The 17,134-nt window shown below is 45.5% G+C and carries 12 protein-coding genes; all 12 read left to right on the plus strand.

Features of this window, described 5'->3' with window-relative positions; translation table 11 throughout:
• Nucleotides 1-87 precede the first annotated feature (87 nt).
• The 12 genes from AC6EJC_RS11855 to AC6EJC_RS11910 all read left to right on the plus strand — a co-directional run bounded on the left by AC6EJC_RS11855 (nucleotide 88) and on the right by AC6EJC_RS11910 (nucleotide 16,931).
• The gene (locus tag AC6EJC_RS11855) at nucleotides 88-1,902 is read left to right on the plus strand and encodes an ABC transporter ATP-binding protein (RefSeq protein ID WP_444954131.1); all 1,815 of its coding nucleotides are present in this window, start codon (nucleotides 88-90) and stop codon (nucleotides 1,900-1,902) included.
• A 710-nt stretch (nucleotides 1,903-2,612) separates the two neighbouring features.
• Nucleotides 2,613-3,323 (plus strand): response regulator transcription factor, encoded by a 711-nt coding sequence (locus AC6EJC_RS11860; RefSeq protein ID WP_444954132.1) that lies wholly within the window; start codon nucleotides 2,613-2,615, stop codon nucleotides 3,321-3,323.
• A 712-nt stretch (nucleotides 3,324-4,035) separates the two neighbouring features.
• Nucleotides 4,036-5,385 (plus strand): 2-hydroxycarboxylate transporter family protein, encoded by a 1,350-nt coding sequence (locus tag AC6EJC_RS11865; RefSeq protein WP_444954133.1) that lies wholly within the window; start codon nucleotides 4,036-4,038, stop codon nucleotides 5,383-5,385.
• 189 nt (nucleotides 5,386-5,574) lie between these two features.
• On the plus strand, nucleotides 5,575-7,818 hold the full coding sequence (locus tag AC6EJC_RS11870) for an ATP-binding protein (protein WP_444954134.1): 2,244 nt from the start codon (nucleotides 5,575-5,577) through the stop codon (nucleotides 7,816-7,818).
• A gap of 45 nt (nucleotides 7,819-7,863) precedes the next feature.
• A complete protein-coding gene (gene citD, locus AC6EJC_RS11875; RefSeq protein WP_160789916.1) occupies nucleotides 7,864-8,157 on the plus strand; it encodes a citrate lyase acyl carrier protein in 294 nt (97 codons plus the stop codon).
• Entirely contained in the window at nucleotides 8,158-9,039 is an 882-nt protein-coding gene (gene citE, locus AC6EJC_RS11880) for a citrate (pro-3S)-lyase subunit beta (protein WP_444954135.1), read from the plus strand.
• A gap of 10 nt (nucleotides 9,040-9,049) precedes the next feature.
• A complete protein-coding gene (gene citF / locus AC6EJC_RS11885; RefSeq protein ID WP_444954136.1) occupies nucleotides 9,050-10,609 on the plus strand; it encodes a citrate lyase subunit alpha in 1,560 nt (519 codons plus the stop codon).
• A 54-nt stretch (nucleotides 10,610-10,663) separates the two neighbouring features.
• Nucleotides 10,664-11,836, plus strand: coding sequence for an NAD(P)-dependent malic enzyme (locus tag AC6EJC_RS11890; RefSeq protein WP_444954137.1), 1,173 nt, complete (start codon nucleotides 10,664-10,666; stop codon nucleotides 11,834-11,836).
• Nucleotides 11,837-11,952: 116 nt separating this feature from the next.
• On the plus strand, nucleotides 11,953-12,996 hold the full coding sequence (citC, locus tag AC6EJC_RS11895) for a [citrate (pro-3S)-lyase] ligase (RefSeq protein WP_444954138.1): 1,044 nt from the start codon (nucleotides 11,953-11,955) through the stop codon (nucleotides 12,994-12,996).
• Nucleotide 12,997: 1 nt separating this feature from the next.
• The gene (citX, locus tag AC6EJC_RS11900) at nucleotides 12,998-13,540 is read left to right on the plus strand and encodes a citrate lyase holo-[acyl-carrier protein] synthase (RefSeq protein ID WP_444954139.1); all 543 of its coding nucleotides are present in this window, start codon (nucleotides 12,998-13,000) and stop codon (nucleotides 13,538-13,540) included.
• Nucleotides 13,541-13,587: 47 nt separating this feature from the next.
• Nucleotides 13,588-14,475, plus strand: coding sequence for a triphosphoribosyl-dephospho-CoA synthase CitG (citG, locus tag AC6EJC_RS11905; protein WP_444954140.1), 888 nt, complete (start codon nucleotides 13,588-13,590; stop codon nucleotides 14,473-14,475).
• Nucleotides 14,476-14,789: 314 nt separating this feature from the next.
• The gene (locus AC6EJC_RS11910; RefSeq protein WP_444954141.1) at nucleotides 14,790-16,931 is read left to right on the plus strand and encodes a HelD family protein; all 2,142 of its coding nucleotides are present in this window, start codon (nucleotides 14,790-14,792) and stop codon (nucleotides 16,929-16,931) included.
• Nucleotides 16,932-17,134 lie beyond the last annotated feature (203 nt).

The following is a 17,134-nucleotide window of genomic DNA, read 5'->3' on the forward strand; positions in this document are numbered from 1 at the left end:
AATAGATTGTACTGTTCATACCCGCGCAGAGCGCGGGTGTTGTTGTTTGAACAAGAATGGTCAGACAGGAAGCGAGGTTAATGGTATATGGAAAAAGATCATCATGTACAGCAAGATGATCAGGAGGACCGGATGAAGGAAAAGCCGGGTAAAAGACCGGATAAGGCTGGCATGGGTCGGTTTATCAAATTGATTGCGAGTGCGCATCCACCCAAGGCCATTCTGATCATCGCCCTGATTCTGACCCTGATTCAGACGATTGCTGGTTTAATTGTACCGCTGATGACCAAAGGGTTGATCGATGGTTTGACCTTTTCTTCACTAAACGGTATGGTCATTTTTGGTCTGCTTGGCGCTTTTGTGCTTCAAGCGGTGGCTTCGGCTGTTTCTATCTATATGTTGAACTACGCAGGGCATAAAATTGTGGCTAATTTGCGCAAACGCTTATGGCATAAAATTTTATCTCTTCCCATCCCATACTTTGACCGGAATCGGTCAGGAGATACGATGAGTCGTGTCACCAATGATACAAGCCTGATTATGAACTTAATTACGGAGTATCTTGTCAATTTGATTTCTAATGTGATTGCAATTATTGGTGGTATTGCGTTGTTATTTTATCTGGATTGGGTCATGACGCTCATTATTATGGCTATTGTTCCGCTAACAGCCCTGATTTTATTTCCGGTAGGCAGGAAAATGTACCGTATCTCCAAAAAACAACAGGATGAGATGGCAGATCTGACCTCAGTGTTGAGTCAGGTTATCGGCGAAATCAGGCTGGTGAAGGCTTATGGAACCGAAAGCAGAGAGGCACAGGCCGGAGAGGATCGTATTTACCGTATGTTCCGCTTCGGTTTGCAAGAGTCACGTATTTTGGCCCTTGTAGGTCCAATTTCTACCTTCTTGCTGACTGCAGTGCTGGTCATTATTTTGGGTGTTGGTGGTGTTCGCGTCGCATCGGGTGTGCTGACTGCTGGGGATTTGGTGGCTTTTATTTTGCTACTGTTTCAGGTGATTACACCGATGGCACAATTTACGACCCTGTATTCACGTCTGCAAAAGGTGGTTGGGGCCACTGAACGGATTCAGACTATTTTGGATCATGAAGAGGAACCGTTGGAGTTGAAGCAGGAAGCGGCAAAAGAGAGCAGAGATATTATACTTCGTGATGTTGCCTTTTCCTATACGGAAGGTGAAGAGGTTCTGCATAATGCGAACTTGGTCATTCCTGCTAACCGTACGACAGCATTCGTGGGCCCAAGCGGGAGTGGTAAGTCCACCTTGTTTTCATTGTTGGAGCGCTTTTATGTGCCAGATACAGGAGAAATTCGTTATGGAGACGAACCGATATCGTCATATACACTTTCTTCTTGGCGCTCCAAAATTGGTTATGTATCGCAGGAAAGCTCGATGATGACCGGAACGGTCAGAGATAACATTACTTATGGCTTGGGGCGCGAAGCTGATTTGGAAGAAGTAAGACGAGCAGCCACGATGGCGTATGCGGATACATTTATTATGGATCTACCTCAAGGCTACGACACTGAGGTAGGGGAACGGGGAATGAAGCTGTCCGGCGGGCAGCGTCAACGGATTGCCATTGCGCGTGCGCTTCTCCGCAGCCCGGACATTCTCATGCTGGATGAGGCTACATCTAGTCTGGACAGCTCATCTGAGCATGAGGTACAGAAGGCCCTAGCGAACTTGATGGAAGGACGCACGACGATTGTCATCGCTCATCGTTTGTCTACGGTGGTTCACTCCGATCAAATTATCGTGTTGGACAAGGGCAAGGTGACTGGTGCTGGAACTCATACCGAGTTATTAGAGTCCCATCAGGTATACCGAGAGCTGGCTCAAAAGCAGTTTGTGGAGATGGGGGAAAAGGTAGAGCTTTAGAAGCCGCTGCGCGTGTGATTTGATCTTCCGATCGCTCCGCTTCTTCGGATTCAAATCACCCGCTCCGCTGCTGCGGCAAAGGTCCATACTTTTATGTAAGGGCAGGGAAGGTCAAGGGCAAAGTTCAAGAGTATAAGAGCAAAACATAAGAGTAGGGGCAAAGAAATAATTGTGAATGAAGCTGTGAAGAAGTGATCTTTGGGTTTTTAGAGGAAAGAGAATAAAGTAGATTTTTGCGACTAAATGTGTTGCGTTAAGAAAATGCTCAGGCTATAACTGGGGAAAAAGTCAAAAAGAATGATGTGAAAAGTCCATGTCACTGCACTGGGAGATGTCACTCACCACAGCAAGTGGGGCGGAATTAGTTTTTCCGAAATATTGAAGAAAAGGTTTTATAAAGATATTCAACAAGGAATCAGGGAGTTTTTTGAAGCTGTATGACATACAACATATAGAGTTGGCTAATATGATGCTAGACTAAAAAGTGGACACCGAGAAGAGAGAATATTTGAAGTACCATAGGCGTTGCAACCCATAGGGCGCGTTTTGTTTTTGGGTCATTGCTCCCATTAACGCGCTAAGAAATAAATGGGATTGACTCCGTATAAACTCATTTATATAGCAGATATTTAAATATTTGTCATAAATAAAAAAGTGATGTTTTTTTGTATTATTAAAAAGGGTTTTCGTAAGAGGACTTTTAGAAAGGAATGGGGGCAAGAATGAGCAAACCGAGAGTATTGGTTGTTGATGATGAAAACGCTGTTAGAAAATTGATTAAAACGGTTCTTGAAGGCGATGGAATGGTTGTGCTTCAGGCTGAAAACGGTATGGAAGCCATGCGGATGATTAGCGAGGAGCCATTCGATCTCGTCCTCCTGGACATTATGATGGAAAATATTGATGGCTATGATGTGCTTGGTCAAACGCGTAATATGGGCATCCATACGCCAATCATTTTTCTGAGCGGGAAAAAAGAAGACACAGATCAGATCATTGGACTTGGACTTGGGGCAGATGCCTATATTACCAAGCCATTTAGTCCTCCTGTGCTTTGTGCTCAGGTAAAGAACCAGATTAAAAGATATCGCCAGCTTCAGGAATCAAAACAACAAGCCTTACACATTGCGCTGGGACCATTTCTATTCAATCATCATACCTATACGTTTCAAAAAAATAATCAGGAAGTCGCGTTGTCATCAAAAGAATTACAACTCATGAAATTTTTTATGGAGCACCCCAATCAGGTCTTCTCGAAAGAACAGCTATATCAAAACATCTGGAAAGATGTGGTTGTCGATAATAATACTATTATGGTCTATATCAGACACCTGCGGACCAAAATTGAGGAAAATCCCACTAATCCGAAATATATCAAAACCGTCTGGGGAATCGGGTATCGTTTTTCCGTTGAAAGATAGATTAACTATATACTTCTGTTCTCTTGAAAGCACCCCGATGAACCCGGGGGGCTTTTTTTTCTACGGCTGATTATTTCTCTAGCCATCCTTAATTTAGTAATAAGGGAATACATAACTTTGGAGGGCGGCATCACAATGCCTCTAATAAAATTGTAGCGACAGACTGCTAACATAAAACCGGACACAAAATCCCTCGCACGAATAATGACCATGAACGTTTTTTAGTCAAACCAGGACGATGCACCGACGAACCACGGGACACTGCAGTGGGAACGAACATATTCTCCGCTGCGGTGAGTTTGTCGTGCTCATCGAGATCCTTTGGCCTACCTCAACCACGTTGAAAACAGAGCACTTTGCATAAATCCCAAGAGGGTTTTCAAATCAGCAATATAAAGATCGAAACGCTTTAGTTCGTCTATATATTGTACTTACGAGCGTTGGGAATGGAATTATGCAAAATGCTGAACAAACTGTGTTAGTAAATGAGTCAACCGTAGTTTTTTTGCCTTGAAAACGTTGACATATTTTTGTCACATGGTTCTTAAAAACATTTAAGGATTAGTCAGAATACTTTAAGATTTGCTTTTTACAATTTAGTTATCTCGAATCACCAATGAGAGAAAGCGTTCTACTACAAAGTCTTGTGAATACCTGGGCTAGCGATTGATTCGAGGATAAAACGCAGATTGATCATCTAGGAGGCGATCAAGTGGTCAGTAATAATCTACAAGAAGCCGCAGAGCTTAAGCTACAGCCACGAACAGAGTCCAAATGGCAAAAGGTGTTGAATTACAAGATTGGAGGGGTCATTCCTGTAGGCCTTTATATCCCGTTTATGGCTGTTGTCTACTTGCTGATGAACTCCGGAAAGCTCGGTAATGATATGCCTGGGGCTGTATCTGTCATGGTATTGTATGGTTTTATTCTGGCGGAAATTGGAAAGCGCATTCCTATTCTGAAGGATATCGGCGGCGCTGCAATTATGGCAACGTTTGTTCCTTCTTACATGGTGTATGCTCATCTTCTCCCGCAGTCAGCAATTGATTCCGTTACTGTCTTTATGGATAATACCAATTTCCTGTATGTGTACATTGCAATTGTTATCGCTGGCAGTATCCTTGGTATGAACCGGGAACTCATGGTAAAAGCGGTCGTTAGATTGGCTGTCCCTTTGACGATCGGATCCATTCTCGGAACAGGCGTCGGTTTGCTTACAGGTGTGGCTTTGGGAATCCCTGCGTATGATACCTTGTTTTACATCCTTGTTCCTATCATGGCGGGAGGCGTTGGTGAAGGTGCGATTCCACTCTCTATCGGCTACAGCCAAATTTTAGGTTCGACCCAAGGTGAACAATTTGCCATGATTATTCCTGCGGTCATGTTGGGTAGCTTGTGCGCTATTATCCTGTCCGGCTTGTTGAAACAACTGGGAGATAGAAAACCGGAACTTACCGGTAACGGCACGCTACTCAAAACAGGGGATAGCGATGTTTTGGGACTTGCAGAGGATAAAAACAAAAAACCGCTTGATCTTTACCAAATGGCTGCCGGAGCCATTTTAGCTATCGGATTCTTCATGTTAGGTACCTTAGCCGCAGAGTTAGTTGGTCTGCCTGGTCCGATCGTAATGCTCTTTGCGGCATTCCTGGCAAAATATTTTGGTTGGTTGCCAAAATTCCTTGAAGACGGAGCGCAACAGATGCAACGTTTCTTTGTTATCGCCGTAACGTACCCGCTCCTGCTTGCGGTAGGTGTTGCTAAAACACCATGGGAGGCCCTGATTTCTGTAATTAGCCCTGCTTATTTCATCACCATTTTTGTAACTGTATTAACCGTGGTTGTGAGTGGATATTTTGCTGGTAAGTGGATGAAAATGTATCCGGTTGAAGCTGCGATTATTACTTCTACTCGATGCAGCCAAGGTGGAACAGGTGATGTTGCGATTCTTTCTGCAGCCGATAGAATGGTCCTCTTGCCATTTGCTCAGGTATCCACACGTCTCGGTGGTGCAGCAACGGTAACACTTGCTATTTTCCTGCTGCGATACCTTACACACTAAGGAAGCAAAATCTTAAAAAAAATTAATAATTTGACAGGATACTTTAAGATCTTGTCATTACAATGAAGTTGTCTTGAGACACTATTTAGTAGACGAACATGAATACTTGATATAATCGGAAACGAACTAGCCCTAGCCCTAGCACTAGGGACTGATGGGCTACTAGCTCGATGGAGAAGGTAAAACAGGATGAGATTTCAACGAGAGATACTGTTTCATTATCGAAGCCATTTTTCATTCATCACTATGCTAGCGCTTCCGATTTCTTTCCTAGTTCTGCTGTGGATGGCCTACGGCTCGTATATGGACGGAGAACGTACCGTAATTGAACAGCAGCAGCAGCAATTGCTAACGATTGCCAAGTTAAACAGCACGTCTATTGAATCTTTTTTCGACGAACAAATGCACACGATGCAAATATTGGCAGGCAACCGGCAGATGTCGCTCGCCATAGCAAATAAGAATGAAGCTGTGATTGACGAAAACCTATCTGCTTATTATGCCGCCAAAAAAGATAGCATCTATCGGATTAGCCAGGTGAACCTAGAGGGGAGAGTGGTACACACTTTTCCCAAGCGCAATCGTGCGGATGCGATTAAAGCCTATGAATTAATCAAGGATGATATACAAAGGGTGCTGCGAGAAAAAAAACCGTTCATCGCAAGTGCCAAGCTGGAGAAGCAAGGCAATTATATTGTGCATCTGTTTCAGCCTGTATATCTCGATGGGAAATTTCAAGGTGCGCTCATCAGTGTGGTAAATCTAAACGCTGTATATGAGAAGCTGTTGAAGCCGATTCGCGTGGGGACCAAGGGTTATATCCATGTCAAGGATCAGCAAGGCTACTATCTCATGCACCCGAGCGAAGAAAATATCGGGTTATCGCTATCAGCGATTAAGGCCAAATACCCGGGGCTTGATTACCACGACCTGGAGAAACTGTTCAAAATGCAGCTTACCCAGGAACAAGGCTCAGCTTTCTACCATTCGTACTGGTGGGGTGACAAATTCTATGCCAAGACGAAAAAGATCGAGGCATTTTCCCGTGTTCATCTCAGTGACTCGTTTTGGGTGGTTGCCGCCGCCATGAACTACGATGATGTGAGAGAACCGATTGCACAAAATCGAATTAAAACCATTGAGATATTTTCAATGATCGTCCTGACGTTGGCTTGTGCCGTTTATATCATCATGAGGACGAAGAAAAATAAAGAGGCTCTGGAATACGAGACGAGGTATTTGCGGGAACTGAATAACAAAAACGAGCTGTTGAGAAAAAAGGATCTACAATTGCAGCACTCGCAGAAGCTACAGTTGATCGGCACGATATCAGGGGAAATTGCCCATGATTTTAATAATTTGCTAACTCCTATCAGAGGCTATGCAGAAATCATGCTTAGCAGGATAGAACCTATTGAAGAAATTTATGATTACGTCAGTGAGATTTATGATGCTTCCGAGAAAGCAAGATTGATAATCGAGGAAATCCTGCTATTGAGCCGGCTGGAGAGTGGAAAGGTCAAGAAAAACGCTCCGGTCAAAGTTGAAGAGCAGGTCGAAGAGGCACTGGGACTCATAAAATCCTTCCTCTCGCCCAAAGTGAATGCTGTGTTCAAAAAACGGGTAGATTCAGCCGTTATTTTTGCAAATAAAGTACAGATTCATCAAGTCATTATGAATCTGTGCAACAATGCCTATCAAGCAATGAAAACAACCGGTGGCGAACTAAAAATCATATTGGATACCATTCCCTTGCTAGAGGTAAAAAAAATCCGCGAGAACGTCTTGGAAGTCAGCGATTACGTTACTTTATCTGTCTCGGATACGGGTAGGGGGATGAGTGACGACACCTTGCAGAAAATATTTGATCCTTTTTTCACAACCAAACCGACAGGAGAGGGTACGGGGCTTGGATTGTATATTGTCCAAAGCATTCTCGAAAAACATCAAGGATTTATTACCGTGGATTCGGAGCTGGGCAAGGGTAGTACGTTTACGGTATATCTGCCGAGAACGGAGTTTGTAGCAAAAGAGACAGAGATAAATAAGAACCCTGTGTTTACTGAACAAAAGCGCATTCTTTTGGTCGATGATAAACAGCGCGTATTGAAAGCGATGAGAAGAGGACTGGAATCGTATAGTTTCCACGTTGAGACAGAATCAGACAGTGTGGAAGCATTGCAGCGGTTTGAAAAGTCTCCAAACAATTACGATCTGGTCATTACGGATCAGGCAATGCCTTATCTGACTGGTACGGAATTGGCTGAACGTATCAAGGTAATCAACCCAAGTATGAAGATCATCCTGATTACCGGTTATGTCGAGGATCATGTGGTGGCATGCAAGGAGAGATTGATCATTGATGAATACATGTGTAAGCCTGCAGCAGGTTCAGATATGGCACAAATGATTTATAAGGTTCTGCAATCCTGAAGATGGAGAGTATCTACCATTCAATTGGCAAAAGAGGTGTAGACATTGATTATTCAGCAAGTAGGCATGGCCGGTACACTGGAATCAAGCGATATTACGATTTCCATCGAGCCGAACGGGACGAAAGGTATTGAAATCGAGTTGAAAAGTACCGTAGAGAACCAGTTTGGGAACCAGATTCGCAAAGTGATTCTCGAAACATTACAAGAAATGGGCATTGAACATGCATATGTTCGAGCGAATGATAAAGGCGCACTGGATTGCGCCATTAAGGCTAGAGTAATGACAGCCGTAAGCAGAGTGGTCGAGGGCGACTGCCGACCATGGGAGGCGGAATAGATGCAGAAACTGAGAAGGACCATGTTGTATGTTCCAGGGAATAACCCAGGGATGATCCGGGACGCCCATATCTATGGGGCAGATTCGATTATGATCGACCTTGAGGATTCCGTTTCCCTATACGAAAAAGATGCGGCACGTTTGCTGGTTTACCAGGCTTTGAAAACTCTTGATTTCGGGGGCATCGAGGTGCTGGTCAGGGTAAACCCACTCAATACGCCGTATGGCAGAGACGATTTTGAAGCGATTGTACGAGCGAAGCCAACTGCCATTCGATTGCCGAAAACGGAGACCGCCGATGACGTGATTGAGGCGGATGAATTGATTACCGAAATTGAACAAAAGATCGGCATGGAGCATGGGACAATCAAGCTTTTTGCAGCGGTTGAGAGTGGCAAGGGCGCATTGAATGCGGCGCAAATTGCGGTTGCCAGCAAGCGGCTTATCGGCATCGCCATTGGAGCGGAGGATTTTGTTACAGACCTGAAGACAACGCGCTCGCCAGAAGGCATTGAGCTATTTACAGCACGAAGCCTTATATTATTTGCGGCAAGAGCTGCTGGCATTGCTGCTGTCGATACAGTCTACTCGGATGTAAATAATGAGGAAGGCTTTGCCAACGAGGTGAAGCTGATCAAACAGCTAGGCTTTGATGGCAAATCCATTATTAACCCACGTCAGATCGAGATTGTAAACCGCATCTATACGCCAACAGAAGCAGAGATCAAAAAATCAAAGCGGATCATTGAGGCCAGTCTCGAAGCGGAGGCAAAAGGCTCAGGTGTGATCAGTCTCGACGGTAAAATGATTGACCGTCCGATTGTAGAACGTGCACGTAGAGTAATTGACCTGGCGGAAGCGGCAAAAATAAACGTAGAGTAAGGTGAATGTTATGCTAAATGGTGCTGGGAGAGAAATTCCTCTAGCTATTGAGGGATTTGATGCGATAACTCCTTTTGATCGCAAATCGACTTACGGGCAATTTAAAAATACAGAGCGGTTAAAAGACCGCCAGCGAAATCCTGCCAAAAACAAAATCATTGATTCGATGGAGAAAGCCATTGAAGCTACAGGCTTGCGTAATGGGATGACGATCTCGTTCCACCACCATTTCCGCAACGGGGACTTTATCGTGAATATGGTTATTGATAAAATCGCCAAAATGGGTATTCGTGATCTTGTCCTGGCAGCCAGCTCCTTGACGGATATTCATGCGCCGTTGGTAGAGCATGTGCGAAACGGTGTCATCTGCAGAATAGAGACCAGTGGCATTAGAGGCGAGCTGGCTCAGGCATATTCCTACGGATTGTTTGATATTCCGGTGACGATTAACTCTCACGGTGGTCGCGCAAGAGCGATTGCATCAGGGGAATGCCCGATTGACGTAGCCTTTTTGGGCGCTCCTTCTTGCGATGCATACGGCAATGCAAACGGAACTTCCAGCGTAAACGAAGCTCCATCGGCATGCGGCTCCCTGGGTTATGCCATGGTAGATGCACAGTATGCGCGCAATGTTGTGATGATCACTGACAATTTGGTCTCCTATCCGAACACTCCATTCGCCATTCCTGAAACCCAGGTGGATTATGTGGTCGTCGTGGATCGTATCGGTGATCAGAAGGGGATTGTCTCAGGGGCTACCCGTTACACGAAGAATCCGAAGGAACTGTTAATTGCCAAAAACGCTGCAGATGTGATTGAAGCATCCGGATATTTCGTGGATGGATTCTCATTGCAAACCGGATCCGGGGGTGCTGCGCTTGCAACTACCAGATTTCTGCGGGAAAAAATGCTTGCCGCCAATATCAAAGCAAGCTTTGCGCTTGGTGGTATTACCCAACAAATCGTTGACCTGCATGAAGAAGGATTGATTGAAAAGCTTTTGGACGTTCAGAGCTTCGACCTGCGTGCCGTAGAATCGCTGACAAAGAACAAATTCCATCAACAAATTTGTGCGGAATATTATGCAAGCCCTGAAAATATAGGCTGTGCTGCTCACCAACTGGATGTTGTTGTGCTGAGTGCGCTGGAGATTGATCTGAATTTTAATGTGAACGTAATTACCGGGTCCGATGGGGTCATCCGTGGAGCTTCCGGCGGACACTGCGACACTGCCGCAGGCGCTGCAGTATCCATCATCGTCGCTCCGCTGATTCGCGGAAGAATGCCTGCCATTCTTGATCGTGTAAATACCATTATCACACCAGGTCATACGGTTGACGTACTGATTACCGATCAGGGCATCGCTGTGAACCCTCTCCGCCAAGATCTCCTGGCTAGCTTCAAAGCCGCCAAGCTCCCTGTCTTCACGATCGGAGAGTTGCAAGAGAAGGCTACGCGGATTGTCGGCAAACCAGAGCCGGTTCAATGGGAGGATAAAATTGTGGGTGTTATCAAATATCGTGATGGTTCTGTAATTGATGTAATTCGTCAAGTGAAACAAGGACGCTAAAATTATAAACCAAGAGGAGGAAGTATTGAGCAGCTGCTCAGTACAAACAAACTTATGAGTATAAAAGAAGCCGCCTTACAGGCACACCGCGTAAGAAACGGTAAGCTGGAGATTGTAGGGACAGTACCGGTCGTAAGTAAACAGGATTTAGCGATAGCTTATACACCTGGCGTTGCCGAGCCATGCAAGGAAATCGCCAAAGATAAGAGCAAAGCCTATGAATACACGATTAAAGGGAGCACCGTGGCGATTCTGACGAATGGGACAGCAGTGCTGGGTCTGGGGGATATTGGCCCTGAGGCAGGGCTACCTGTCATTGAGGGCAAGGCCTTGTTGCTCAAAGAATTTGGTGGGGTGAATGCGTTCCCTATCTGTATCGACAGCACTGATCCAGACGAGTTTGTGCGCACGGTTGAAGTGATCGCCCCAGGTTTTGGAGGCATTCATCTTGAAGACATCAAGGCGCCAGAATGCTTCTATATTGAAGACAAATTAAAAGAAAAACTGAACATTCCGGTTTATCATGATGATCAGCATGGAACGGCAGTTGCTGTACTTGCAGGGTTATTTAATGCCTTGAAACTTGTGGGCAAAAAAATGGAGGATGTGCGCATCCTCATCAATGGAGCAGGAGCTTCGGGTATTGCCACCGCCAAGCTATTGCTTGTTGCAGGAGCGAAGCATATGGTTCTCTGCGATATTAATGGTGCCTTGGTCGAAGGCGACACCTCTCTCAATGAACCTCAGCAGCAAATCGCCAAGGTGACGAATCGTGATAAAGAAACAGGCAGTCTTGCAGAAGTCATCAAAGGCAAGGACATCTTTATCGGCTTATCGGTTGCAGATGTGATGACAAAAGAAATGGTGCAAACCATGAGCAATGAAAGCATCATTTTTGCCCTTGCCAATCCGATTCCAGAAATTTTGCCGGAGGAAGCACACAAAGGCGGAGCAAGAATTGTTGCGACCGGCAGATCGGATTTTCACAACCAAATCAATAACATGCTGGCATTCCCTGGTATTTTCAGAGGCGCGTTTGATGCCAAAGCCACGGACATCACGATGGAAATGAAATTAGCGGCAGCCAGAAGCATCGCAGATCTGGTAACAGACGAGGAGCTTGATGATACCTATATCGTTCCAGATGCGATTGACAAAAGAGTAAGTGCAGCAGTTAGTAAAGCAGTAAAAATCGTCGCAGAACAAAGCGGTGTTGTAAGAAAATAAAGACATTGTCTTTTCAGAACAAAGAAACAGGATGCGCATCCTGTACTTTCGCTTGCAGAGTGTGGGATGCGTCATTCTACTTATTCTGATTTCCATGCAGAAAAACGGTGATAATTATGGCTATGTGGATGGAACATTTGCGTGAAGAGATTTTAAATCCAACCTCTGAAGATGCTCAAAGAAAGTTTCGCGATTTCCTCAAGCGCCAAGGTCTTAGAATAGACCATCAAATTGAATATACGATGGAAATTGTAGATGGCAGCAACATTGCCGGTACGGGTTCCTTTTCAGGCAGTGTACTGAAGTGCATTGCTGTGGATGAAGCTTATAAAGACCAGGGGCTATCGGCACAAATCGTTAGCCATTTAGTAAATGAAGAATACAGGCGGGGAAGGGCTCACCTGTTTATTTATACAAAACCAGTAAATAAACAAATTTTCAAGAATCTCGGCTTTTATCCAATCGTGGAGGAATCCTCCAAGGCTGTCTTGTTGGAAAACCGATGGGATGGTGTGCGACAGTATCAGCAAGAGCTTTTGCAGGAATCGGGCGATCTCGTACCTTCGGCTGCGATTGTCATGAACTGTAATCCATTCACACTTGGACATCTGCACTTAATCGAGTATGCAGCGGCGGTTTGGGAAAAGGTACATCTTTTTGTAGTCTGGGAGGACCGATCCATTTTTCCATCAGATGCCAGATACAGACTAGTGGAAGAAGGCGTGAGACATTTGGCCAATGTGGTCTTGCACAAAGGCAAAGACTATATCATCTCGGGCGCAACGTTTCCTTCTTACTTCCTCAAAAATGATGAAGAGGCAGCAAGTACGCATATAGCACTAGATTTAAAAATATTTATCCAGTATATAGCTCCGTTGCTAAATATTCAAAAACGGTATATCGGGCAGGAGCCAAGCTGTGTCTTGACCTGCAGGTATAACACGGTCATGAAAAAATTACTGCCTTCCGTTGGAATCGACGTAGAGGAAATACCGCGACTGCTATGGGAAGGGGACGTAATCAGCGCCTCTGCGGTCCGCAAATATATCCGTCTGGGTCAAATGGATAAAGTGAAGCAGCTTGTACCGGACACGACCTATCAGTTTTTATTGTCAGTTGAAGCTGGAGAAATCATCAGGCGTATCAGGGAGATGTCATAACATGTATTCGTATGAGGTTACCCTTGAAGAAATGCTACAGGCACGCGAAAACCGGGCAGATAGACAAAGACAACTGATCAGCAGGTACGCGGTACCTCTGATCAGCATGACGATCAATATCCCAGGACCACAGAAGTCCTCTCCAACGAGTGAATACGTTTTTCAAGAAGGCTATCGTATCTTGATAAGTCAGCTGGCGGTGAACCAAATGACACCGCTGCACAGTGAAGCGTATGATCTGCTAACAGGCCCAGAAGCATATGTTGCCGTTCAGGCAGACGCGCGAATATTGAAAAAGTTGGTCATTGCGATTGAAGATGGGCATCCACTAGGAAGATTACTGGATCTGGATGTGATTAGACTCAATGGAAGGGCAATCTCCAGAGATGAACTTGGCTTGGGCAAGCGAAAATGTCTCATGTGCGAGCAAGCTGCGCATGGTTGTGGACGGAGTAGAGCACATGCACTTCCCGAATTGCTGAAAGCTATCAAAGCACTGGTGGACAGTTATACGCGAAAGCATCAAGTAGTCAAACGAGCATGATCGTTCATCATCATTAAAAAATCCAGGGAAGAAGGTTGTTAGTATGTATGATTGCAACAAGCCTATTAAGTGAAAGCCTTGGTCAACAGGCTGTCCTTGCGCTGCTAACAGAGGTCTCCGCCAGCCCAAAGCCGGGACTGGTAGATCGGTTTAATCGTGGTGCTCACAAGGATATGGACTTCTTTACGTTTATGTCTAGTGCGGCCGCACTTTCCGGCTATTTTGAAAGATGTACAAAGGCGGGAGGTTCCTTTCATGGAGAGGATCTCCGTATACTATTTGCGAATCTACGCCCCTTGGGACAGGAAGCCGAACAGGCTATGTTTGCCGCAACAGGCGGGGTGAACACACATAAAGGTCTTATTTTTTCGCTAGGAATTATTTGTGCCGCCGCCGCGTATTGTTGTACGACACGAGCAGTTGCTAGCAGGCTGGATGAACAAATAATTTGTGAGACCATTGCTCAGATGACCAAAGGTTTATGTGCGAGCGAGCTTGCATCCCTAAAAAAATCAACAGGCTTAACGGTCGGCGAACGGTTATATAAAGAGTGGGGCATGACGGGCATACGTGGTGAGGTGGAAGCAGGCTTTCCCACCGTGCGAGAGTATGCTCTGCCCGTCTATCGTGAGTTGAAGTCATCGCAACGATACCATGTGAATGATATCTGTGTTCAAACCCTGTTACAACTGATGGTTGTCAACGAAGATACGAATGTCGTTGGTAGACACGATAGGGAGATGTTAACCTATGTCCAGCAATATGCCAAGCAGGCGCTAGAGGCGGGCGGTATCTTGTCAGAGAGAGGTGTCGCCATGATTCATCAAATGAACGATGATTTTGTGCAAAAAAATGTTAGTCCTGGTGGTTCCGCTGATTTACTGGCAGTCACAATCATGTTGGAATATTTATGTCTAGCGCCACCTGCAATATAACGGCAATGCGGTTCATAGCCGACCCATTTTAATGAAAAAGGGCTGTCCCCAAAGTGATATGTTCCCCTCACAACAGACAGGTTAATTCGTAAAACCTACTGCTGTAAGGGGGATTTTTTTATGAAAAGAGATAATTGTGGATGAAGCTGTGTAGAAGTGAGCCTTGAGGTCTTTCATATATGAAAACTTGCATATTAGGAAATAAGGTTGGATTTTTGTGGTTAAATGTGTTACGCTTACTTTCCTTTTTTTGTGTCGGAGCAAGTGAATGAGATGCAGAAATCGAGACTTGATATTCTTAGGAGGTAACTGAAATGGAGAATGAGTTTCAAAGTGCCTATCAAGAAGAACAGCACAGGCTGTCGCTTGCTATGGAGGAAATTGATCGGAGATTGGAACGGCTTCGCAATACGCCGGTGTACACCGGGCATGATTTTACGGAGCAAGTGCTGGAATCGGCACGGGAGGAAAAACGTCAGGCTTTGGCCAAAAGCTCGCAGGAGCCTTATTTTGGGCGTATGGATTTTGACGAGCGTGGCAGAGGGCAGCGGAAGCCGCTTTATATCGGTAAAATCGGAGTGGAGCGTGAAGAAACGTCGGCGTATCCGTTGGTGATTGATTGGCGTGCACCGATTGCCAGCTTGTTTTATTCGTTTACAGGTGGTGAAGAAACCGCGTCCTACGATGCTCCCGAGGGAACCATTGAGGGCTTGGTATATCTGAAGCGTAACGTGGTCATTCGTAAAAGGATCCTGGAACGGGTAGCTGATACGTACAATCGTGAAAGCGACGAGCCTGCCGTTTCCGATGAGTTTCTCGTTTATCGTTTGGGAGAGAACAAGGATAACCGTTTACGGGATATCGTATCTACCATTCAGGCGGAGCAGGATCAGATCATCCGCGCGGCTAAAAATACAGCCCTTGTTATTCAGGGGGTAGCGGGTAGTGGCAAGACGACGGTAGCGCTGCATCGTCTCGCATTTTTGTTGTATCAATACAAGGATCAGGTGTCGGCGGACAAAATGGTTATTTTCGCACCAAACCATATGTTTCTCGATTATATTTCAGATGTACTTCCAGAGCTGGGGGTCGGAAATATTCAGCAAAGTACATTTGCAGACTGGGCGCTGGGTTTGTTAGGGCTGGATTTACCTTTGGCTGATCCTGCCGATACATTATCTTATTGGTTTGAGAGTGGCAGCTTGAGAACGGAATCCATGGATGAGGCGCCGGGAAGATTCAAGGGTTCGGTTCACTTTATGAAGCTGCTTCAAGCTTTTGTAGAACGGCTGGAGTCCATTTCCGTGCCGGAGGGTGATTTTTCACCATGGGATGGGGCGGTGCTGCCGCGAGCTGAGATTTTGAATTGGTTCAATGAGGAATATAAGCCATATCCGCTCGCGAAGCGGAAGGAGCGTGTGCTGGCAAGAGTCCATCGTTGGATTGAAATGGAGCTGAAAAAGTCGCCTTCAGCGGCTGCGCTCAAGGAACGCAAGAAAAAAGCTGGTTCCCGGGAAAAGGCATATGCTAAAAAATGGCCCCAATACGACGTACTGACACTCTACAAGCAGCTTTTTCAGGCAGCTAAAGGATTACCCGCAGATACGGCTGCGGAGATGAAGGCTTCTTTGCCGGCTGTTATTTTTAAGGCCACACAATCGGACTTGCGAAATCAAATTATCCGTGAAGAGGATCTGACTGCCTTGGTGTATCTTCACGTGCTGATTCATGAGGTAGAATCATCTCAACGTTTTGACCATGTGGTCATTGATGAAGCGCAGGATTTTTCACCTTTTCATATCGCATTGCTGGATTTGTTCGTAAAAGGGCATTCCTTTACCATATTGGGCGATTTATCGCAGGGGATTCATGAATATCGTGGCGTACATGCGTGGGAGGAAATGAGTTCTCTTTTTGCACCGGAACATACGGGGTATTTTGCACTGACCCGAAGCTATAGATCAACCTTGGAAATTATAGAATTTGCAAATACGATTTTGGAGCAGGGAGTTCGTGGCGGCATTACGGCAGTTCCGGTATTTCGTAGTGGCGATCCGGTACGCACCGTGTCTTATGACTCGTCGCTGCGTGAGCAGAGTTTGCTCACCGCTTTAAAAGAGCTTTCCTCCAAAGAGTATCGTACTGTTTCTGTGCTAACACGCACCTTAAAAGAGGCTGTGGAGTTGCATGAGGTTTTCACAAGTGCGGGGTTGGATGTGAATTTGATTGACGGTGGTAAAAAGCAATATGAAGGCGGCTTGTCTGTACTGCCTGTATACCTGTCCAAAGGTCTGGAGTTCGATGCAGTTATTGTGGCGGATGCCGACAATGAGCATTATGGAGAACGGGCATGGGATGCCAAGCTGTTGTATGTGGGATGTACCCGTGCGCTGCATGAGCTGTGGCTATTGCATGGCGGTTCACTTCCAAGTTACGTACAGGCACAGTCGGAGTAAGCAGAAAAGCGTTGTAGAGTGTATTTGAGTTGTTGTATTAGTTTCTGTTTACCTAGTCGAAGAACAGCCACGAAATTCATCTTTCGTCCAGGGCTGTTCTTTCTTTTTTTGTAGGCGACAGACTTGTAAGTTTACAGCTGTGCCGTGACATGCTATCTGCAACTTGTTAACGGATATGGTAGAATAAAAGGCGGTTTATACCG

Source organism: Paenibacillus sp. TY11, assembly GCF_059772165.1.